At 43.6% G+C, this 19,292-nt stretch carries 21 protein-coding genes; 12 read left to right on the plus strand and 9 right to left on the minus strand.

Features of this window, described 5'->3' with window-relative positions:
• The first annotated feature begins 114 nt into the window (after window positions 1-114).
• The 6 genes from C0V77_RS21210 (at window position 115) to C0V77_RS21235 (ending at window position 6,271) form a co-directional block, all read left to right on the plus strand.
• Window positions 115-921 (plus strand): sulfite exporter TauE/SafE family protein, encoded by an 807-nt coding sequence (locus tag C0V77_RS21210; protein WP_101728440.1) that lies wholly within the window; start codon window positions 115-117, stop codon window positions 919-921.
• 77 nt (window positions 922-998) lie between these two features.
• Window positions 999-2,414: a rhodanese-like domain-containing protein gene (locus C0V77_RS21215; RefSeq protein ID WP_101728397.1), complete on the plus strand. Its 1,416-nt coding sequence runs from the start codon at window positions 999-1,001 to the stop codon at window positions 2,412-2,414.
• A gap of 157 nt (window positions 2,415-2,571) precedes the next feature.
• Window positions 2,572-3,612 carry a c-type cytochrome gene (locus C0V77_RS21220; protein ID WP_101728398.1) on the plus strand — a complete coding sequence of 347 codons (1,041 nt, stop codon included), beginning with the start codon at window positions 2,572-2,574 and terminating at the stop codon, window positions 3,610-3,612.
• 149 nt (window positions 3,613-3,761) lie between these two features.
• Entirely contained in the window at window positions 3,762-5,162 is a 1,401-nt protein-coding gene (locus C0V77_RS21225) for a hypothetical protein (RefSeq protein WP_101728399.1), read from the plus strand.
• A gap of 11 nt (window positions 5,163-5,173) precedes the next feature.
• Window positions 5,174-5,749 carry a YeeE/YedE family protein gene (locus C0V77_RS21230; RefSeq protein ID WP_101728400.1) on the plus strand — a complete coding sequence of 192 codons (576 nt, stop codon included), beginning with the start codon at window positions 5,174-5,176 and terminating at the stop codon, window positions 5,747-5,749.
• A gap of 24 nt (window positions 5,750-5,773) precedes the next feature.
• A complete protein-coding gene (locus C0V77_RS21235) occupies window positions 5,774-6,271 on the plus strand; it encodes a DUF6691 family protein (protein ID WP_101728401.1) in 498 nt (165 codons plus the stop codon).
• Between the two features lie 107 nt (window positions 6,272-6,378).
• Here C0V77_RS21235 and C0V77_RS21240 read toward each other — a convergent pair whose 3' ends face one another.
• The gene (locus tag C0V77_RS21240) at window positions 6,379-6,924 is read right to left on the minus strand and encodes a YqgE/AlgH family protein (RefSeq protein WP_101728441.1); all 546 of its coding nucleotides are present in this window, start codon (window positions 6,922-6,924) and stop codon (window positions 6,379-6,381) included.
• Window positions 6,925-7,129: 205 nt separating this feature from the next.
• On the opposite strand from C0V77_RS21240, the gene C0V77_RS21245 reads away from it, so the two are divergent.
• The 4 genes from C0V77_RS21245 to C0V77_RS21260 all read left to right on the plus strand — a co-directional run bounded on the left by C0V77_RS21245 (window position 7,130) and on the right by C0V77_RS21260 (window position 9,943).
• Window positions 7,130-7,639, plus strand: a complete 510-nt coding sequence (locus tag C0V77_RS21245) for an HNH endonuclease (RefSeq protein ID WP_101728402.1) — start codon at window positions 7,130-7,132, stop codon at window positions 7,637-7,639.
• Window positions 7,640-7,753: 114 nt separating this feature from the next.
• Window positions 7,754-8,311 carry a YeeE/YedE family protein gene (locus tag C0V77_RS21250; protein ID WP_101728403.1) on the plus strand — a complete coding sequence of 186 codons (558 nt, stop codon included), beginning with the start codon at window positions 7,754-7,756 and terminating at the stop codon, window positions 8,309-8,311.
• A gap of 5 nt (window positions 8,312-8,316) precedes the next feature.
• Window positions 8,317-8,808, plus strand: coding sequence for a DUF6691 family protein (locus tag C0V77_RS21255; protein ID WP_409012808.1), 492 nt, complete (start codon window positions 8,317-8,319; stop codon window positions 8,806-8,808).
• 112 nt (window positions 8,809-8,920) lie between these two features.
• Window positions 8,921-9,943, plus strand: coding sequence for a PmoA family protein (locus C0V77_RS21260; protein ID WP_101728405.1), 1,023 nt, complete (start codon window positions 8,921-8,923; stop codon window positions 9,941-9,943).
• Between the two features lie 73 nt (window positions 9,944-10,016).
• Here the strand turns inward: C0V77_RS21260 and C0V77_RS21265 are convergent, their stop codons facing one another.
• Together C0V77_RS21265 and C0V77_RS21270 are read right to left on the minus strand one after the other, a co-directional pair.
• Entirely contained in the window at window positions 10,017-11,024 is a 1,008-nt protein-coding gene (locus C0V77_RS21265) for a dipeptide epimerase (protein WP_101728406.1), read from the minus strand.
• Window positions 11,025-11,081: 57 nt separating this feature from the next.
• Entirely contained in the window at window positions 11,082-11,789 is a 708-nt protein-coding gene (locus C0V77_RS21270; RefSeq protein WP_101728407.1) for a 2-phosphosulfolactate phosphatase, read from the minus strand.
• Between the two features lie 137 nt (window positions 11,790-11,926).
• Between C0V77_RS21270 and C0V77_RS21275 the strand changes: the two genes are divergently transcribed.
• A complete protein-coding gene (locus C0V77_RS21275; protein WP_101728408.1) occupies window positions 11,927-12,421 on the plus strand; it encodes a dihydrofolate reductase in 495 nt (164 codons plus the stop codon).
• Window positions 12,422-12,457: 36 nt separating this feature from the next.
• Here the strand turns inward: C0V77_RS21275 and hemB are convergent, their stop codons facing one another.
• The 6 genes from hemB to C0V77_RS21305 all read right to left on the minus strand — a co-directional run bounded on the left by hemB (window position 12,458) and on the right by C0V77_RS21305 (window position 18,736).
• Window positions 12,458-13,429, minus strand: a complete 972-nt coding sequence (gene hemB, locus C0V77_RS21280) for a porphobilinogen synthase (protein ID WP_101728409.1) — start codon at window positions 13,427-13,429, stop codon at window positions 12,458-12,460.
• A 26-nt stretch (window positions 13,430-13,455) separates the two neighbouring features.
• Window positions 13,456-14,085 (minus strand): LON peptidase substrate-binding domain-containing protein, encoded by a 630-nt coding sequence (locus C0V77_RS21285; RefSeq protein ID WP_101728410.1) that lies wholly within the window; start codon window positions 14,083-14,085, stop codon window positions 13,456-13,458.
• Between the two features lie 52 nt (window positions 14,086-14,137).
• Window positions 14,138-14,617 carry a gliding motility lipoprotein GldH gene (locus C0V77_RS21290; protein ID WP_101728411.1) on the minus strand — a complete coding sequence of 160 codons (480 nt, stop codon included), beginning with the start codon at window positions 14,615-14,617 and terminating at the stop codon, window positions 14,138-14,140.
• 30 nt (window positions 14,618-14,647) lie between these two features.
• Window positions 14,648-16,336, minus strand: coding sequence for a regulatory iron-sulfur-containing complex subunit RicT (gene ricT, locus C0V77_RS21295; protein WP_101728412.1), 1,689 nt, complete (start codon window positions 16,334-16,336; stop codon window positions 14,648-14,650).
• Window positions 16,337-16,612: 276 nt separating this feature from the next.
• Window positions 16,613-17,911, minus strand: a complete 1,299-nt coding sequence (purD, locus tag C0V77_RS21300; protein ID WP_101728413.1) for a phosphoribosylamine--glycine ligase — start codon at window positions 17,909-17,911, stop codon at window positions 16,613-16,615.
• A gap of 90 nt (window positions 17,912-18,001) precedes the next feature.
• Window positions 18,002-18,736, minus strand: coding sequence for a hypothetical protein (locus tag C0V77_RS21305; RefSeq protein ID WP_101728414.1), 735 nt, complete (start codon window positions 18,734-18,736; stop codon window positions 18,002-18,004).
• A 117-nt stretch (window positions 18,737-18,853) separates the two neighbouring features.
• Here C0V77_RS21305 and C0V77_RS21310 point away from each other — a divergent pair, with 117 nt between their 5' ends.
• Entirely contained in the window at window positions 18,854-19,291 is a 438-nt protein-coding gene (locus tag C0V77_RS21310) for a hypothetical protein (RefSeq protein WP_101728415.1), read from the plus strand.
• Window position 19,292: the final 1 nt, after the last annotated feature.

Raw genomic sequence — 19,292 nt, forward strand, 5'->3', positions numbered from 1 at the left:
CATAAGCCGATATAACAATTATTTAACCAGAGATGCAGGGGTATGTAACAATTATCACGGACTGGCGGTCGGGTAAAATCTAGTTTTGCAATCATTATTAAAATGTATGGCAAAATGAATATTACAGAAATCTTAGGATTTGCTTCTTCAGTATTAATTGGCATAAGCCTGGGCCTGATAGGGGGCGGCGGGAGCATCCTTACCCTGCCGGTTCTGGTTTATCTGCTGCATGTAAACCCTGTGTTGTCAACGGCGTATTCTCTTTTTGTAGTGGGTACTACGTCATTAATCGGGTCAGCCAATTACATGAAGCAAAAGTTGGTTAATTATCAGGCCGCTTTGGTTTTTGCTGTGCCTTCATTCATTACGGTTTTTCTTACCCGCAAATATTTGGTGCCTGCCATACCAGACCCTATTCTGGCAGTTGGTGGTTTTGAACTCTCAAAAAATTTAGGGGTAATGCTGTTTTTTGCCATTATAATGCTGGCTGCTGCCTATTCTATGATAAAAAATAAAGAAAAGCAGGCAGATGCGGAAGACGAGGCAATCAGATTTAATTATCTGATGATTGGGCTGGAAGGCGCCGTAGTAGGAACCCTGACAGGTGTAGTGGGCGCCGGAGGTGGTTTTTTGATTATTCCGGCACTGGTATTATTTGCCCACCTGCCCATGAAGTCGGCGGTAGGTACATCGTTGCTTATCATAGCGGCGAAATCATTGATTGGTTTTCTGGGCGACCTGTCAAATCTGGATGTAGACTGGCCATTTCTGCTCGAATTTACGGCCTTGTCTGTAGTAGGTATTTTTGCAGGCACGTATCTTTCAAAGTTTATTGCAGGCGAAAAACTAAAGAAAGGCTTTGGCTGGTTTGTGCTTCTGATGGGTACCTACATACTATTAAAAGAGCTGGTGCTTAAATAACAGACTTGCGTAATATAAGTCACAGACACGAAAAGCTTTCAACAATAAATTTGTAACAAAATTAAACTAATCCAAAGATGTTTTTTCAACATATATATGACAAATCGCTGGCGCAGGGAAGTTATTTTATTGGCTGCCAGAAAGCCGGTGTGGCAATGGTTATTGACCCCAAAAGAGATGTAGATACCTACCTTGAAATAGCCCGGCAGAACAGTATGCAAATTACGCATATTGCTGAAACACATATTCATGCCGATTTCCTTTCAGGTGCCAGAGAACTGGCTGCCATTACCGGTGCCGGTATGTACCTGTCTGATGAAGGCGGCCCCGACTGGCAATATGCTTTTGACCACATAGGGCTGAAAGACGGAAGCATCATTAAGGTAGGCAATCTGAAATTTGAGGTGCTGCATACACCCGGGCACACGCCAGAGAGCATCAGTTTTCTTCTGACAGATACGCCAGCCTCCAGCGCGCCTGTTATGCTGTTTACCGGAGATTTTGTTTTTGTAGGTGATATTGGCAGGCCAGACTTACTGGAAAAAGCCGCTGGATTAAAAGGTACTATGGATACCGGTGCCAGACAAATGTATCAGTCGTTGCAGAAGTTTGAGCAACTGCCTGATTACGTGCAGGTTTGGCCGGGGCATGGGGCTGGTTCGGCCTGTGGTAAGGCTTTGGGTGCTGTAGCCAGCACCACAGTAGGCTATGAGAAGATAAGAAACTGGGCGTTTCAATACCCTACAGACCCTGAAGGTTTTTCTGAGAGTCTGTTGGCTGACCAGCCTGAACCTCCTAAGTACTTTGCCATGATGAAAATGCTTAACAAGACAGACAGACCCTTGTTAACAACTGTACCCGAACAGAGGAAGTTAACCACCGAGCAGGTGCTGGAAGGATTGGCTGCAGGAATAAAGCTGATTGACACCCGCAATAAGGCTGATTTTGCAGCCGGGTATGTACCCGGGAGCCTGAATGTTCAGGGTAATAACTCTTTTGCTACCTGGATGGGTTGGTTTTTGAATTATCAGGAGCCATTTATGCTGGTGGCTGAAGATACGCAGATTGAAGACCTTACCCGCAAACTAATGCGCATAGGCCTTGATAACGTGCTGGGGTATATTAATGATGTAAATAACCTGGGTATTGAACTTGAAGTAAGCCATGTGCTGACTATTGATGAATTCAGGAATATGGCCAGCACTGATGACATTCAACTCATTGATTTAAGAGGTGCATCTGAATACAAAAGCGGACACATACCCGGTGCCGAAAATGTATTTATTGGCACACTGCCGCAAAATCTTGATAAGCTGAATAAAGACAAAGAGGTTGTGATTTACTGCCAGGGAGGAGACAGAGCCGCTATTGGATATTCTATACTGAAAAAAAATGGATTTGAGCGCATCAGCAATTACTCGGGTGGTATGAACGAATGGGTAAAAACAGGTAATACAGTGGCAATAGAAGAAACTATTGTTAACCCGGTTTAATTCGGTGTTTTCTCAGGTAGGATTTTAAAGGAAGAGAACAGAACCCAACCCCACAGACTTTTATATTTATTGTAAAGTTTGTGGGGTTACAGAAAAGTTTCCTCCGCCATATCAAGTACAGATTTATATCATTATTTTGCAGCAAAAAACACACAGCATGGATACCAGGCTTTTACAAAAACAAATCAGAAGGTTTTCACTGGTTCTGCGCTTATCGGTTCTGCTTGTTTTTATTTCTATTGCCGCATTAATTTATACGCTTTATTTTCCTCATTCAAACAGAGCTTTCACAAAAACAAAACAGCCTGTCAACGTGGCGGCAGATTCTAATTTTGTAAATGTGTGGAGCGCCCCTTCCGACTGGCGATTAAGCCGCCTTGCCGTTGACGAGCAGGAAAGCATTAAGTATGGCCGTGAACTGATAGCCCATACTTCGGCCTATCTGGGGCCTAAGGGCAGCGTGGAGGCTATATCAAATGGCATGAACTGCCAGAACTGCCATCTGGATGCCGGAACAAAACCCTGGGGGAATAATTATTTTGGAGTACAAGCCAATTATCCAAGATTCAGAGAACGTTCGGGTACTAAAGAGAACCAGATAAAGCGGGTTAACGATTGTTTTGAACGCAGCCTGAACGGACATCCGCTTGATTCCGTCAGTAAAGAGATGAAGGCAATTCTGGCTTATATTAAATGGTTAGGCTCTGATGTGCCACATAAAACCACACCCAAGGGTACAGGCATTTTTAAACTTAAATTGCTTGACCGCGCAGCAGACCCCATGAAAGGTAAGGTTGTGTATGAGCAAAAATGCGCCAGCTGCCACCAGAAAAACGGAGAGGGTATGCTGGCCGAAAGCGGTCGAGAGTATAGTTTTCCGCCGTTGTGGGGGCCACATAGTTACAATGTTGGTGCTGGGTTATTCAGGATATCAAACTTTGCAGGTTATGTAAAGTTAAATATGCCTTTGGGGGCTTCTTTTGATAAGCCGCAACTAACCGACGAAGAAGCATGGGATGTAGCCGCTTTTGTGAACACTATGCCCAGGCCAGCCAAAGAGTTAAGTCATGACTGGCCCAGAATTGCTTCAAAGCCTTTTGACCATCCTTTTGGGCCTTATGCCGACCCGTTCTCAGAGGTTCAGCATAAATACGGGCCTTTCAAGCCTATTAAAGACTGGAAGGCATCTCATCAATAACAATACAATAATTATAAATATTAGATAATTAATGAACAGTATCTCGCAGCCGGGGTACTGTTTTTATTTACTTTTCCTGTCAGAATGTAACATTTGTCACGGTACAGCCCAACCAGGCCATGTAGTTTTGTAATACTAATTACTGATACATGAGGCAAATAAGTGTGGTTTACCTGTTGTGCCTGTTTTTTATACCAGTACAATTGTTAAAAGGGCAGGAGCAGAAGGATGTGGTTAAAACGGATACTTCAATAATAGCTTACAAGCTGATTAAAAATGGCAGGATTTTTGGCAGAGCGCGGAATTATTTTTCTGCCACCGTTAATCAGGGGGCGCTGACCGATTATTTCGCCTGGGCAGCCGGTGCAGGTATCGGTTATGAGTCGCCCGTTTTTTTTAAACATTTCAGTATGGGCATCAGCGGTTTTACGCAGTTTAACCTGTGGGCATCAGACATGCTGAAACCAGACCCCACAACCAGGCAGGTAAACCGCTATGAAGTAGGGCTTTTTAATTTAGAAGACCCGAACTCCGGCAAGGACCAGACTCGCCTGGAAGAACTTTACTTTAGATTCAGAGCAGGCCGGGAACTGAGTATCACGGCAGGCAGGCAGTACCCGTCAAGCCCTTTTTTGAACGTGCAGGATGGCAGAATGCAACCTACCCTGATAGAAGCCGTGGTGACAGACTGGAAGCCCAACCAAAATCTGGCTATTCATGCCGAATACATCGGTAAAATTTCTCCTCGGTCAACTATTAAATGGTTTTCAGTAGGCAACAGTATGGGTGTTTATCCGATGGGTGTAAACCCTAACGGCTCGGTCTCTGCCTACAAAAATAACATCACAACCTACGGCATTGGTGTACTGGGTTTAACCTTTACCAGAAATAACTGGCAAATACAACTTTGGGATACTTATCTGGACCAGGTACTGAATACTTCCTTTGCTCAGGTTGAATGGAGGTCGGTACCCCAGGCAGGATTTAACTGGTTTGCAGGCGCGCAGGCTGTTTTTCAGCATACGCTGGCCAATGGCGGCAATCCCGACCCGGCAAAAACTTATGCCTTGCCCGGTGCTGGTGCGCAAGTGTATTCAGGTCGGTTCGGTCGGCAGGCGAAAAGTTTCAGCTGGTTCGTAAACCTGACCAGAATTACAGACAGAGGCAGATACCTGATGCCCAGAGAATGGGGCAAAGAACCCTTCTATACTTTTATGCCACGCGAGAGAAATGATGGTTTCGGCGATTTATCTGCCATTTCAATTAACACAGCCCTGCAGTTGCGGCCCGATTTGAATCTGGAAATAAGCGGAGGGTATTATCAATTGCCTGATGTAAAGAACTACAACCTCAACAAATACGGAATGCCATCGTACACCCAGTTGAATCTTTCAGTTACCCATAAGTTCGGCCAATACCTGCGTGGCCTTAGCACCCGCCTGTTATTGGTGAGGAAAGACGCCACGGGTGAAACCTACCAGAACATGAAATTTATATTCAACAAAGTGAATATGGCACACCTGAACTTAATTACAAATTACCAATTCTGAAAAAAATTCTTATGAGAGAAATCCTTGAACTAATTACCCAACCCTGGCCCTGGTATGTTGCTGGGCCGCTTATTGGTCTTACAGTACCTACACTGCTATTAATTGGCAACAAATCTTTTGGTATCTCTTCTTCTTTGCGGCATATATGTGCTGCCTGTTTTCCGGCAGATATTCCATTTTTTAAATACAACTGGAAAAACGAAATATGGAATCTGGTTTTTGTATTGGGGGTATTTTTTGGAGGAATGATAGCCACCCGTTTTCTTGAGAATCCGAATGCCTTTGTGTTGTCTGACAATACCATAGCAGACCTGAAAGCGCTCGGCATAAAAGATTTCGGAGGCTTAATGCCCGCCGATTTGTTTACAGTAGCAGAGTTGTTTACCTTAAAAGGTTTTGTGTTTTTTGTGGTGGGTGGTTTTATGGTTGGTTTTGGTACGCGTTATGCTGGCGGTTGTACTTCCGGCCATGCCATTATGGGCTTGTCTAATCTGCAATGGCCCAGTCTGGTGGCTACCTGTTGTTTTATGGCTGGAGGCATTTTTATGACGCACCTTGTTCTTCCACATATTTTAAAACTTGTTTAAGCATTAAAACCACTTTGTACTTCAATGAAAACCACTAAAGAGCAGATTGAAATAAGCGGGGAACCCTTTGTATGTGAAGCCCCTAACGATATGAAAAGAGTCGAAGGCCCTTTGGAAAACCTGAAATATCTGGTGGTAGGCATAGGCTTCGGTATTGTTTTTGTGAAGGCCGAAATCATTTCCTGGTTTCGTATTCAGGAGATGTTCAGGTTTCAGAGCTTCCACATGTATGGCGTAATAGGAAGCGCCATTCTGGTAGGTATGGTATCTGTCTATCTGATAAAAAAATACAACATTAAAACCATGAATGGTGAAGAGGTGATTTTTCACCCCAAGAAATTCCAGAAAGGCCAGATTTACGGTGGTTTGATTTTCGGGTTGGGTTGGGCGCTGACGGGCGCCTGTCCGGGCCCGCTTTTTGCTCAGATCGGGAGTGGCTTTGTTGTGGTACTTGTTACATTGGCCAGTGCGGTGGCAGGTACCTGGGTGTATGGTTTCTTGAAAGATAAGCTTCCGAACTGACCGAGGTTTAGATGGTTAAATGTTGAGATAACTCCGGATGGTTTTTCCGGAGTTATTTTCTTAGCTATGATTTTAACTGAATCAGATTTAGACAGGCATATCTGCCATTAATTCAGCCTTGGGTCGGTTGGGTAGTTTGATAATACCTTGTATTCGCCACCCATGTTTTTAAGCACCGAACGCCAGAAATGGTCTGCCGGGGTATCAAAAATAAAATGGGCATTGGTTTCTGTAACAATCCAAGAATCGCGCTTCATTTCGTCATCCAGTTGCCCGGCCGACCACCCCGAATATCCAACAAAAAGGCGAATGTCTTTTTCTGTAATTTTACCGATGTTAATCAGTGTTTTCACGCTTTCAAAATCTCCGGACCAGTAGATACCTCCACCCAGCGAAACAGCCCCTTCTATCTCATCACCAAGGCGATGAATAAAGTGCAAAGTGTTCTGTTCAACGGGGCCACCCAGAAACAAAGGCAGGTCTCCGTAAATATTCTCCATTACGTCGTCCAGTTTCAGGTTAGTGGTCTGGTTCAGTACCAGCCCGAAAGACCCCTGCGCGTTATGTTCACACAATAGCACAACGCTGCGTTCAAAATTGGGGTCACCTAAAAACGGCTCAGCAATTAATAATTTCCCTTTACCTACCGGCATATTCTTTGGCTTATGTGTAAAAAAAAATTTTTTGTATTCGGGCGGTATACCAAAACACCGCTTTAGCAACTGTTCTGAAAACATTCTCCAAAATAGAGGTTTTCAGACTAACGAAAAAACAATTTCCTTAAAAACTTGCTATTGTAAATTTAAAATTTATAAACTATATTGCCTTGCGAATTGAACTTTTAATCTTAATAGTTATATGGGCAGGAAAGTTTTAGTTTTGAATGCCGACTATAGTGCATTAAGTATCTGTACCGTTCCCAAAGCTTTTTCGTTAGTGTACCTCAACAAAGCTGAACTGGTATCAGACTCCCAGCGGGGCTACCTCCGGACCGTCAGTAGCACTTATCCGCTCCCCTCAGTTATCAGGCTTCACCGCTACGTAAGTTTACCGTTCAAAGGTGTGATGCTCAGCAGGCAGAATGTATTCAGGCGGGACGGTAACAAATGTGTGTACTGCGGAAGCCACGAAGACCTCACCCTCGACCACCTGACACCTAAATCAAAAGGCGGAAAAACAAACTGGGATAACCTGGTAACCGCCTGTCGCCGTTGCAACTCCCGAAAAGGCGACCTTTCCCCTGAAGAAGCAAACCTCTCTCTCTCCCGAAGACCCTACAAGCCCTCATTTATTATGTTCCTCCGCGATTTCGCAGGCTCCATAGAGGAGAACTGGGTTCCGTTTCTGGGTATCAGAGAGAAAACTTAAAGCTTTAAACACATTGTATTATCGTGCCGGTAGTTTATTAGCATAAACTAATCAATAAGTAGTCTATAATTGTAGTAGATTATTTTGTAGGTTTGTGTATAAAACTATTGTAATATGCTCGAACTTCTCAAACAGCCCTGGCATTGGTCGGTAGCCGGTGTCATTATAGGTCTTTTCGTCCCTTTGCTCTTAGTAGCCGGCAATAAGGCTTTCGGAATCTCGTCGTCTATGCGGCATATCTGTGCGGCTATTCTGCCCGCTAAAATTCCTTACTTTAATTATGACTGGAAGAAAGAAAGCTGGAATCTGGTTTTTGTAGCCGGTGTAATTATCGGTGGCTGGATAGCGGCGAATCTGCTTACTAACCCTGAACCTATAAAAATAGCCGACAGCACCCGTGCTTATATGCAATCTATTGGTATTCAGGAGTACGGCGCTCTGGTACCCACCGATTTGTTCAGCTGGGAAAATCTCTTTACCCTTCGCGGATTCATATTTATGGTAGTAGGGGGCTTTCTGGTAGGTTTTGGCACTCGCTATGCAGGTGGTTGTACTTCGGGGCATTCTATTATGGGTTTGTCTAATCTGCAATTGCCCTCGCTTATAGCCACTATCTGTTTTATGGCAGGTGGTTTTATAGTTACCTGGTTTGTAATACCTTATTTAAAATGAGCAACATGAAAGATATTAAAGATATAGACCAGTTAGATTTTGAAACACAGAATCTGACAGAAGAGGCTCCCAGGAAAATTACCCCTGCCAGTTTGCTGAAATACCTTGTGTTTGGTATGGGCTTTGGCATTGTACTGGTTAAGGCCGAGGTTATTTCGTGGTTCCGTATTCAGGAGATGTTCCGGCTTGAATCTTTTCACATGTACGGCGTAATAGGCACTGCTGTGGTGGTGGGTGCTATATCAGTACAGATTATTAAAAGATTAAATATAAAAAGCCTTAGCGGCGAAACCATTAAACTAGACCCGAAGCCTTTCAGCAAGGGACAGATATTCGGTGGACTGCTTTTTGGCTTCGGCTGGGCGTTAACAGGGGCTTGTCCGGGTCCTATTTATGCACAGATAGGCACGGGAGTAACGGTGTTTGTTGTTACTTTATTAAGCGCACTGGCCGGAACCTGGTTTTACGGTTTAGTCAGAGAAAAACTACCGCATTGAGCAGATAGCTTATTTAAAGTCAAAAAAATATAATAAAAAGCTAATATATGGGTAGAGACATTAGCAAATGCGTGCTTAATTTGCTCTATCATTATTTCAATCTGATATACTCATGAAAAAATTATTGTTGTTATTACTGTTGAGTCCGGCCATGCTTTTTGCTCAAACCAAAGAAGTGAAGCTGGTAAGAGACGATACAGGCAAGAAAGTAAATGTATTAATAGACGGTAAACCTTTTACTTCTTACTTTTATCCGGGGCCCGATGTACTTAAAAAGGCTGTTTTGTATCCGGTTTATACGTCAAAAGGAACATTGATTACCCGTGGCTGGCCGCTGGACCCTCGTCCGGGCGAAAGAGTAGACCACCCACACCATGTAGGTATCTGGTTGAACTACGAAGACGTAAACGGCCATGATTTCTGGAATAACTCTAACACACCGCCCAGCGCCAAGGGTACTTATGGCACTATTGTGCATACGGGTATCAAATCAGTAAAATCAGGTAAAAAAGGCACATTGGTAGTTACCGCCAACTGGTTAGACAAAGAAGGCAAAGTAATGCTGACAGAAGAAACGACTTATACTTTTCAGGGTACAGGTAACCAACGGATTATAGACAGAGCTACCACGCTTACAGCCGCTGATAAAGAAGTAGTATTTAAAGACGTGAAAGACGGCTTATTTGCGATTCGCGTAGCCAGAGAACTGGAACACCCATCAAACAAACCTGAGGTATTTACTGATGCCAGTGGTGTGGCTACTAAAGTGCCTGTGCTAGACAACAAGGGTATTGTAGGAAGCTATCGCAACAAAGAAGGTATTGAAGGAGAAGCGACCTGGGCAAAACGCTCGGAGTGGGTAAACCTGAGAGGCCAGATTGGCGACGAGAAAATATCGGTAGCCATTATTGACCACCCTAAAAACCCTGGATACCCTGCTTACTGGCATTCACGTGGGTACGGTCTTTTCTCGGTGAATCCATTGGGACAAAAAGTATTCTCAAACGGTAAAGAGACATTGAATCTGACTTTGGCACCGAAACAATCTACTACCTTCCGTTACAGAGTGGTAGTAACATCTGGCGAGGTTTCTGATACTGACTTAAATAAACTGGAAACAGATTTTGGTAAGTAAGTAATACAGTAAGATATTAAGAAAAGGGTGTCGTGATTGTTCATGGCACCCTTTCTTGTTTATTTTCGTAGTCTTACAACAACGCCCCCGTACCATTCACATCCGGGAAGACAGGCTTGCCTTTGTCAAGATATACACCCGTAGCCGGGTCGTTGGCAATCAGGATAGAGCCATCCATATCTACGTAGTCTAGTAACGGCAACAACTGCCCGATGGCCGAAATACCAATGCTGGTTTCGGTCATGCAGCCGCACATTACTTTCATGCCTAACTCACGGGCTTCGGCTATCATTCTTCTTGCGGGTGTTAAACCACCGCATTTAGCCAGTTTTACGTTTACGCCGTGGAAACGACCGAAGCATTTCTTTACATCTTCTTCCACAATGCAGCTTTCGTCGGCAATCAGTGGTAAAACAGAGTACTTCATTACTTCTTCCATAGGTGCATACTCACCTTTTGCCATCGGCTGCTCAATAAACTCTACATTCAGTTTGCTGAATTCAATAGAATTTTTGATGGTTTCTTCCACGCCCCAGGCACAATTGGCATCTACCCTGAAAACGGCATCGGTATGCTTGCGGAGTTCTTTTACAATCTCTAGGTCGTGGTCAGTACCCAGCTTGATTTTGTAAATCGGGAAATCAAATTCCTGCATTTTTGATACCATCTTTTCAATGGTATCAATACCGATTGTATAGTTTGAATACGGAACCTTATCTATCGATAATCCCCAGAGTTTATAGAGCGGCTGCCCCAGTTTTTTACCCCACAAATCCCACGCAGCCATGTCTAAGGCACAATGCGCAAAAGGATTATCTTTCAGGTAAGGGTACATGGTAGCCCAGAAATCTTCCGGATTCTGCAAATCGTAGTTTTCAATGAGCGACTGGTACTCAGCCAGATTATCTCTCATGCCCTCGGCTGTTACACCATAGTAGGGTATAGGTGTGGCTTCGCCATAGCCGCTGTATTCACCATCCTGCAGCTCTACAATAAACGCATCAATATCGTCGCGTGAACCATGTGCGATGGTAAAGGTATGCCGCATTTGCAGCTTTAAAATATGGAATTTCAGTTTCATGGGAGTGTCAATGAGCGAATTAGTGATTGAGCGATTAATTGTTCTTATCAATCAGATTTACAGATTTACCAGCTCATTGCCTCTTAAGATAGGTACTACGTCGTACAGGTCTTTTTGAAGACAATAGGCAATGTCTTTATGAATACCCAGGTTTTGCAGGCGACGGATATGTGATGAATTAGCGAGATATCCGATTAAATCGTCTTTGGCCTGATTGTACAAGCGAAGCGACATAATGGCGCTGTCTTCCGGTACAAAATACTCGTCTTCCAGTGCGGCAATTAATGCCCCGGCAAATAGGGTATCTTCTATGTTTACACGGCCTTTCCATCCGGCACAAAGTACCAGTACATCATACGGCTGCGTTTTCAGGTAAGTAACTATGGCATTCAGGTTAAGAAAAGACCCGGCCAGCACTTTTACTGCCGATGCCTTGGCTTTGGTGATAGAGTAAGTGCCGTTGGTGGTGGTCATGGCTATTTTTTCACCAATCAGTTTTTCGTTCATGTAGCTGAACGGCGAATTGTCAAGCTCAAAGCCTTCTACTTTCCGGGCATTGCGCTCGGCAGCGGCAATATAGCCTTTCTCCTGCAGGTTTTTGCACTCCTCTACGGTTTCTACCGGAATAATGCTCTTAACGCCATAAGCAAATGCAGTAACCATGCAGGAAGTAGCACGAAAGATATCTGCTATAATTACAATGGAGTTGTCGATGTTATGCAGGTGTAGTAAATCGGGCGTGAGGCAAACGTCAATATTTTTCATTCAGTAATTATAAAAAAACTCAGACCACAGGCTTGTTATCTGAATCGGCTTTAGTGACTAAAATTTCAGCAAATATGCCAAAAAATGCTGTAAAAGCCTATTAAAAACGCTAAATTGCAAGCATAAAAATTGAACGGATGATTTCGATAATAGTAGCCATTGCTGAAAACAGAGCCATAGGAAAAAACAACCAGTTGCTGTGGCGACTCTCAACCGATTTAAAGCATTTCAAGACCCTCACAAGCGGCCATGCCATCATTATGGGCCGGAAAACGTTTGAGTCAATCGGTAAGCCGTTGCCCAACCGCACCAATATTGTAATTACCCGTTCAGATAAAGTATCTGATGATGCTTCGGTTTTAGTAGCGGACTCTATTGATAAGGCCATTGAACTGGCAAAACAAGCGGAAGGTGCCAATGAAATTTTTATAGTAGGCGGTGGGAATATCTATGAACAAGCATTGAGCATTACCCATAAAATTTATCTAACCGAAGTGAAGGTTAGCATTGAGGGGGATACGTTCTTCCCGGAATTGAGCGCTGCTGAATGGCAGGAAGTTTCAAGAGTAGCGTATCAGAAAGATGAGAAGAACGAGTATGATTTTGATATTGTGGAGTTAGAAAGAAAATAATACAAAGAAGCCCGGCAAAACCGGGCTTACTGCTTATTATGCTTTCAACTGCGCAAATTCTTTAGCAAAGTAACTCAATATAATATTGGCCCCTGCACGTTTGATGCTCAGCAGTAATTCATACATGGCTTTCTGTCCGTCAATCCAGCCGTTTTGTGAGGCTGCTTTTATCATGGCATATTCGCCTGAAACGTTATAAGCAGCTATCGGTAAAGGGAAATTATCTGACAAGGTTTTGATAACATCCAGATACGAGAAAGCAGGTTTCACCATCAGGAAGTCTGCACCCTCTTCCATATCCAATTGGCCTTCTATCAAAGCCTCTCGTACATTGGCTGGGTTCATCTGGTAAGTTTTCTTATCTCCAAATTTCGGTGCAGAGTCCAGCGCATCACGGAAAGGTCCGTAAAAGGCACTGGCATATTTAGCTGAATATGACATAATGCTAACATCAGAAAAACCTTCATCTTCCAGCAACTCGCGGATATAACCCACGCGTCCATCCATCATGTCTGATGGCCCCAGTATATCGGCTCCTGCTCGTGCTTGAGCCAACGCCATTTTGCCCAGCACATCAAGCGTTTCGTCATTCAGAATTCTTCCGTTTTCAACAATACCATCGTGGCCGTCACTGCTGTAAGGGTCTAGTGCAATGTCGGTCATCAAAGCCAAATCAGGGAATTGAGTCTTAATCTCGCTCAATGCGCGTAGGTAAAGCGTATCAGGATTATAGCTTTCAGTAGCATATTTATCTTTCTTGGCCTCAGGATAATTAGGAAAGAGACAGATAGATTTAATACCCAGATCTGTTACTTCTTTCAATTCTTCCAATAATGTATCTAAAGAAAAACGATAGATACCCGGCATGGATTTAATTTCGCTTCTGATGTCTGCGCCTTCCATCACAAACATCGGAAATATAAAGTCGTTGACAGTAAGCGTGGTCTCCTGTACCAGGTCTCTGATAGCAGCACTTTTACGGTTTCTTCTGGGTCTATGAATAAGCATGTGTATATCTGATATTGTTTGAATACTTAAAAATTAAGGGTGTCCAGTTCTTTGAAATGGCCATTCATGGCAATGCGTTCTTTGGCCCGCTCTATTTCTGTTACAACGGGTATAATCCGTTCAAGATGAGAGATGAGTATTTTCTGCCTTTCGGTCTCGGTCGGAATCGTTAACAATTGATATTCTTCATTTACAGAAAGGCCTATCTTATGGGCAATGCGGTAGCTGAACGGCTGGTAGTCTGGCTTGTAGTAGTCAATATTTATTTTCAGCAGTTTGTATAGCCGGTCTACGAGGCTCAATAAAAACGGATTTACTTCTTCGCTTAAATCCTGATTTTGGTCAAACGCCACTTCGCCACCTGAATAGAGTTTTCCTTCAACCGGATTCTGGAAATCAACAATTCTGAAAACCCGCAGCCCTTTGGTTTTAATGTCCATCCGGCCGTCTTCATAGCGTTTCGAAAGCTGTGTGATATGCACTTCGGTGCCATAACCTGCAACTTTGTTGTTAATAAATGTGGGTATTCCGAACGTTACCTGATTCTCAAGGCACTCATTAATCAGTTCTTTATAACGTGGCTCAAAAATATGCAGGTTTAAATCTTCATGGGGAAAGACTACCAGATTTAGCGGAAAAAGCGGTAAGAAACTCATAGCAGCCTAATTTGTGGAACATCAGCTTTGAATGATAACACCATGCCTGCCGTTATGGTTTCGGTGGCAGCGGTTTTTCGATACTCACACCAACCGACATAATATAAGGCAGGGGATCCTGGCGCATGTATTGTTTCAGTTTGATGGTGTACTTGCCTTTTTTTGGAAATCTGAAACCCCGGCTGGAAATAATCTTGCTGTCGAAAATATCGCCCAAACCTTTACCAAGCGGCTTGCCCGTTTTAGGGTCAAACAAAATAACCTGCTCCAGCCGGTTGCTTATCAGCTTGTTATCCGGCCCGTAGATGTAGCGGGTCAGGTACAGGTTATTGTACGGATACTGTGAGGCATTTCTAATTAAAAGATAGATGTCATAAGTGATGGTTTCGTCAGATACCTCAAAGGTAAAAGACGGCACATCTTTGATATACCACTTCATATCCTTAAAATCTGTAAAAGACTTATAGATGGCGTTGCTATCACAGGATAACACCGCCATACATAGTATAAAGCCTAAAAAAAGGTTTTTCATCCAATCAATTGATTTTCAGTTCCGTAATTCTCAGCCGGGCTGATTCGGATTATTATTGTTTTTATTGCCGTTAGGCTGGGAATTGTTTTTTGGCTGATTTCTCTGCTGATTTTTGTTCCCGCCCTGGTTGTTCTGCTGTTTAGCCGGGTTATTTGCGTTTGCACCCTGATTATTGGGTTGGTTCGGCTGTTTTGGCTGGTTGCCGCCCTGTTTGCTCGGGTTGCCACCGGCGTTTGGCGTGGTCGGCTGCTGCTTATTGGGTTGGTTTTGTTGCTTAGGCTGGTTAGCCACCTGATGGCTCTGGTTGTTCTGTGGCCTGTTCTGGTTACCGCCCTGATTGCCGGGCTGTTGCTGTTTACTGGGATTACCACCCTGGTTTGGCTGATTACCCTTCTGGTTTGGCTGTTGCGCCCCTTTATTCCCCTGATTATTCTGCGGTTTATTCTGGTTTCCCGGCTGCCCGCCTTGTTTGGGTTGTTGCGGCTGGTTGCCTTGTTTTTGTGCAGGTGGTTGATTACCGGTTTTCTGGGTATTACCTTGCGGCCTTAGCTCATTTTTTTGCTCTTTAGAAGAAGAATGATGAGGCTTCTTACCCTTATCGGTATATTTTCTATCCAGACGGTCAAGATCCGAATTCCTCGGTGCGTTTCTGTCAGATACAGTGGTATCGAGCAGGTTCAAATCTTCCAATGACGAAGGTACCAGGCCTTGTTCATTCATTTTCATGATTTCAACTACCTTATGGATAGGAAGCGAGTGCCAGTTGATATCGTTATTATAACTGAACCACATAATACGCCGGAAGATATCCGTCTTTTGAAGAACGGCGATACCTTTCTCGGTTTTCAGTGGTTTTTCTACAGTAGGTATGTCGCTCAACGCATCCAGATAAGTCTCTAACTCGTAGTTAAGGCAGCATTTCAAACGCCCGCACTGGCCGCTAAGTTTGGCCGGATTCAAGGAAAGATTCTGATAACGTGCCGCTGAAGTAGGAATAGCCCTGAAGTCTGTCAGCCAGGTTGAACAGCACAATTCACGACCGCAGGAACCAATTCCGCCGACACGGGCGGCCTCCTGACGCAGGCTGATTTGCTTCATTTCAACCCGGATTTTGAATTCGGCAGCCAGTAATTTGATTAACTCGCGGAAATCGACACGGTCGTCGGCAGAATAATAGAACGTCGCCTTGGTGTTGTCTGACTGAAACTCAACGTCAGACACTTTCATGCCCAGTTTCAGGTCTTTGGCAATTTCGCGTACGCGGTACATAGTGGGCAGGTCGCGGGCAATGGCCTGCTGGTGCTTTTCTATGTCTTTATCCTGAGCAATTCTTAATATTTTTCTGATGTTTTCGTCGTCCTGAATACCCTTTTTTATCATTTGCAGGCGTACCAACTCGCCTTGCAACGACACGCTACCAATGTGGTAGCCGGTAGGCATTTCACAAATCACAAAGTCGCCGGTATATAACTCAAGGTTGTTTGTATTTCTGAAATACTCCTTTCGGCCGCCTTTGAATTTTATCTCAACAACATTATAGCGCATACTGGTTGGTACTTCCATGTTTGAAAGCCAGTCGTATGCATTCATTTTATTACATCCACCCGATGAGCAGCCGCCTGATGAGCAGCCTGCAACGGTTTTATGATTCGATTTTTCGGTTCTGTCTAAGGCCTTTACTGCTCCGCAGCCACCTGATGAACATTGTCCACAGCCCATATCCTCTTTATTGTAAATGAGTGAATTATTTGATTAATCAATAGCTGAAGTATAATGAGTGAATTAGTGATTGAGCGGCCACCGCCGCGGCGAATTAGTGAATTAACTAATTATATAAATTCAACCAAAAAATTATAATTTCATTTTCTACAGCCATTGTTTTGATATAGGCAGAGGTCAGTTTACGCTGTTTTATAAACAATAAGTGTATAGTTATGATGAATAAAATTCCACTAATCTTAAATGTTGTTTGCGTCTGAAACGATTCCGAGTACCTTAATTATCTGTTTTCAGATACTCCAAAAGGTCTTTGCCTATGTCTTTTCTATAGTATTTTCTGTCAAATATAATGTTTTTTGCTAATCTTTGCGATTTCTGACGGGCAGAATTTAAAGTGCGTGCCATACCTACCGAAACAATCACCCGGCCACCGTTGGTTAAAACACTGTTGTTTTCTGCCAGTTTTGTGCCTGCATGAAAAATAATGGTGTCTTTTTCAGCTTCTGGTATCTGCATCAAATCACCCTTGCGGTAGTCTTCCGGGTATCCTCCGGCCACAACCACGGTAGCAATAGCCGCTTTCGGATTAATGGTCAGTTTTATTTTATCCAGTTTACCTTCGGCAGTAGCTTTCATCAGTTTTACCATATCGGTTTTTATTCTTGGTAAAACCACTTCTGTCTCTGGGTCGCCCATGCGGGCGTTATATTCAATTACATAAGGTTCGCCGTTGACGTTCATCAATCCAACGAAAATAAACCCTACATATTTGATTCCCTCAGCCTGCAAGCCAATCAAGGTAGGTTTTACTACCTTTTCTTCTACTTTTTGCAAAAAGGCTTCATCAGCAAACGGTACCGGAGAAACCGCACCCATGCCACCGGTATTCAAGCCCTTGTCGCCTTCGCCAATGCGTTTATAGTCTTTGGCTTCGGGTAGTATTTTATAGTTTTTGCCATCAGTAAGCACAAATACCGACAGCTCAATGCCACTCAGAAACTGTTCTACCAGTACTTTGCTGCTGGCATCGCCAAACTTTGCCTCGGCCAGCATTTCATGCAAAGCCTGTTTGGCTTCTTTCATGCTCTCGGCAATAATTACTCCTTTGCCTGCTGCCAGGCCGTCGGCCTTTAATACAATTGGTAACGATTGGGTTTCAAGGTATGCTAAACCTTCTGCTAGGGTGTCTTTAGTAAAAGTTTTAGAAGCTGCCGCCGGTACGCCATATTTCTGCATAAAGGCTTTAGAGAAATCTTTGCTTCCTTCCAACTGTGCGCCTGTGGCATCGGGGCCAACAATTTTTATTTTTTTGAGGGCTTTGTCTTTCTTAAAGAAATCAACAATGCCTTTAACCAGTGGTTCTTCAGGCCCTACAATTACCATTTCTATATTATGCTCTTTTACTGCTGCAGCAATACCGGTAAAATCGCTCACTGCCAGAGGTAAGTTGGTAGCCACTTGTGCCGTACCTGCATTACCCGGTGCAACAAATAGTTGCGAACAGTTTTTAGATTGAGAAATCTTCCAGGCAAATGCATGCTCGCGACCACCAGAGCCAATAATCAAAATGTTCATTTAATCTAAAATTATAAGTTTCAAAGGGGCAAAGGTCGGAAGTTTTTCGGAAAAGAAAAAAACGGAAATTAAAATTGACGGTTTGAAGCGCTAAAATTCAAACTGGTTATGCTGTTTTACTTTTGCTACGGTGTGCATGATGGCTTTTCGGCCACCGTAAGCAATCTTGCCTGATACCGCCCCGGCGGCTGTCAGATAAGCCAGTTTGGTATGCAGTGCGCCTTGGCCAAAAAACTCTTTTTCTGTACTAAGGTTGTTGAGCGCAAGAGGTACCGGCGACAAAAAACCGAGTTCTGCCCGGTATGCTTTGTATCGCAGGACACTGTCGGTGGTGCTCACAAACCGGTTGTCTAGCATTAGTGCCACACCTTCGTCAAACCAGGTGGGTATGGTGGTTCTGGTTTTCCACCAGCCCAGGCGGGTCATCAGTTCATCGTGCGACATCTCATGCGCAATAACATCGGCATTCAGCCCGTCTTTATTCAATACAATCCAGGAACCCACCGGCGTGCCTATCGTGCAGCCTGCGCCCTCGGCAGTGCGGCAAAACTTCAAATACTGCTGTGGGTCATTACAAAAGATAATGGTTGCATGCCCAAGCCGGTTACCCCAGAAATCAGTTACTCTTTTTTTTGCAATGCCGATATACTTTAAGAGAGCGTCGCGCTGTTTTAATGTAGAGCTTCCTGAAACATACACCCGTGGCTGCAGTGATTGGAAATCATCATAAGCCACAACCGAACAGCGTAAAACCTGCGGAAAAACCGCCATAAAGAGTACAAAAACAACTAAAAGAAAGAAAAGTATGGGTTTGATAAATTTCATTAAAATGGTAACATTAGACTATTTGACGAAAGTTCGCTTCAGAACATTTATGTTATTAAAAGATTATGACGTAATTTTGACAAAAAAATTTATTAAACGGCTTAATTAAAAACTAGTATGTATCAGATTATCCAACCGATTCACTCATACCTTGCCTATCTGACACTCATTTTGCTGGCCTATGCCACCATTAATGGTATTTCTGGTGTTGGTAAAGAGAAAGCATTTGAAGAAAAACACCTGAAAGTAAATAAATTTGCCCTCATTGCAACCCACACCATGTTTTTATTGGGTATTCTTTTGTTGTTTACGTCGCCCATAGCCCAGTCGGCTTTTGCTGATATGAAAGCGGCCATGAAAGATAAAACCCTGCGCCTGTATGCGGTAGAGCACCCTACCATTAACCTGATTGCGGTTATTCTGGTAACAGTAGGCAATGCCCGTGTAAAACGTGCCGTGGGTAACGGAAAGAAATTCAAACAAACCATGATTTTCTTCGGATTGGCACTGGTATTGATTCTAAGCAGAATTCCGTGGTTTGCATGGTTTGATTGAT

Origin of the sequence: Emticicia sp. TH156 (assembly GCF_002855535.1) — a bacterium.
In the GTDB taxonomy this organism is placed as follows: Bacteria; Bacteroidota; Bacteroidia; order Cytophagales; family Spirosomataceae; genus Emticicia; species Emticicia fluvialis.

What these genes read in the sequence shown, in the direction of transcription:
- C0V77_RS21210 (WP_101728440.1), top strand. Translation starts at nt 115, where the DNA reads ATGAATATTACAGAAATCTTAGGATTTGCTTCTTCAGTATTAATTGGC.
- C0V77_RS21215 (WP_101728397.1), top strand. Translation starts at nt 999, where the DNA reads ATGTTTTTTCAACATATATATGACAAATCGCTGGCGCAGGGAAGTTAT.
- C0V77_RS21220 (WP_101728398.1), top strand. Translation starts at nt 2,572, where the DNA reads ATGGATACCAGGCTTTTACAAAAACAAATCAGAAGGTTTTCACTGGTT.
- C0V77_RS21225 (WP_101728399.1), top strand. Translation starts at nt 3,762, where the DNA reads ATGAGGCAAATAAGTGTGGTTTACCTGTTGTGCCTGTTTTTTATACCA.
- C0V77_RS21230 (WP_101728400.1), top strand. Translation starts at nt 5,174, where the DNA reads ATGAGAGAAATCCTTGAACTAATTACCCAACCCTGGCCCTGGTATGTT.
- C0V77_RS21235 (WP_101728401.1), top strand. Translation starts at nt 5,774, where the DNA reads ATGAAAACCACTAAAGAGCAGATTGAAATAAGCGGGGAACCCTTTGTA.
- C0V77_RS21240 (WP_101728441.1), bottom strand. Translation starts at nt 6,924, where the DNA reads ATGCCGGTAGGTAAAGGGAAATTATTAATTGCTGAGCCGTTTTTAGGT.
- C0V77_RS21245 (WP_101728402.1), top strand. Translation starts at nt 7,130, where the DNA reads ATGGGCAGGAAAGTTTTAGTTTTGAATGCCGACTATAGTGCATTAAGT.
- C0V77_RS21250 (WP_101728403.1), top strand. Translation starts at nt 7,754, where the DNA reads ATGCTCGAACTTCTCAAACAGCCCTGGCATTGGTCGGTAGCCGGTGTC.
- C0V77_RS21255 (WP_409012808.1), top strand. Translation starts at nt 8,317, where the DNA reads ATGAAAGATATTAAAGATATAGACCAGTTAGATTTTGAAACACAGAAT.
- C0V77_RS21260 (WP_101728405.1), top strand. Translation starts at nt 8,921, where the DNA reads ATGAAAAAATTATTGTTGTTATTACTGTTGAGTCCGGCCATGCTTTTT.
- C0V77_RS21265 (WP_101728406.1), bottom strand. Translation starts at nt 11,024, where the DNA reads ATGAAACTGAAATTCCATATTTTAAAGCTGCAAATGCGGCATACCTTT.
- C0V77_RS21270 (WP_101728407.1), bottom strand. Translation starts at nt 11,789, where the DNA reads ATGAAAAATATTGACGTTTGCCTCACGCCCGATTTACTACACCTGCAT.
- C0V77_RS21275 (WP_101728408.1), top strand. Translation starts at nt 11,927, where the DNA reads ATGATTTCGATAATAGTAGCCATTGCTGAAAACAGAGCCATAGGAAAA.
- hemB (WP_101728409.1), bottom strand. Translation starts at nt 13,429, where the DNA reads ATGCTTATTCATAGACCCAGAAGAAACCGTAAAAGTGCTGCTATCAGA.
- C0V77_RS21285 (WP_101728410.1), bottom strand. Translation starts at nt 14,085, where the DNA reads ATGAGTTTCTTACCGCTTTTTCCGCTAAATCTGGTAGTCTTTCCCCAT.
- C0V77_RS21290 (WP_101728411.1), bottom strand. Translation starts at nt 14,617, where the DNA reads ATGAAAAACCTTTTTTTAGGCTTTATACTATGTATGGCGGTGTTATCC.
- ricT (WP_101728412.1), bottom strand. Translation starts at nt 16,336, where the DNA reads ATGGGCTGTGGACAATGTTCATCAGGTGGCTGCGGAGCAGTAAAGGCC.
- purD (WP_101728413.1), bottom strand. Translation starts at nt 17,911, where the DNA reads ATGAACATTTTGATTATTGGCTCTGGTGGTCGCGAGCATGCATTTGCC.
- C0V77_RS21305 (WP_101728414.1), bottom strand. Translation starts at nt 18,736, where the DNA reads ATGAAATTTATCAAACCCATACTTTTCTTTCTTTTAGTTGTTTTTGTA.
- C0V77_RS21310 (WP_101728415.1), top strand. Translation starts at nt 18,854, where the DNA reads ATGTATCAGATTATCCAACCGATTCACTCATACCTTGCCTATCTGACA.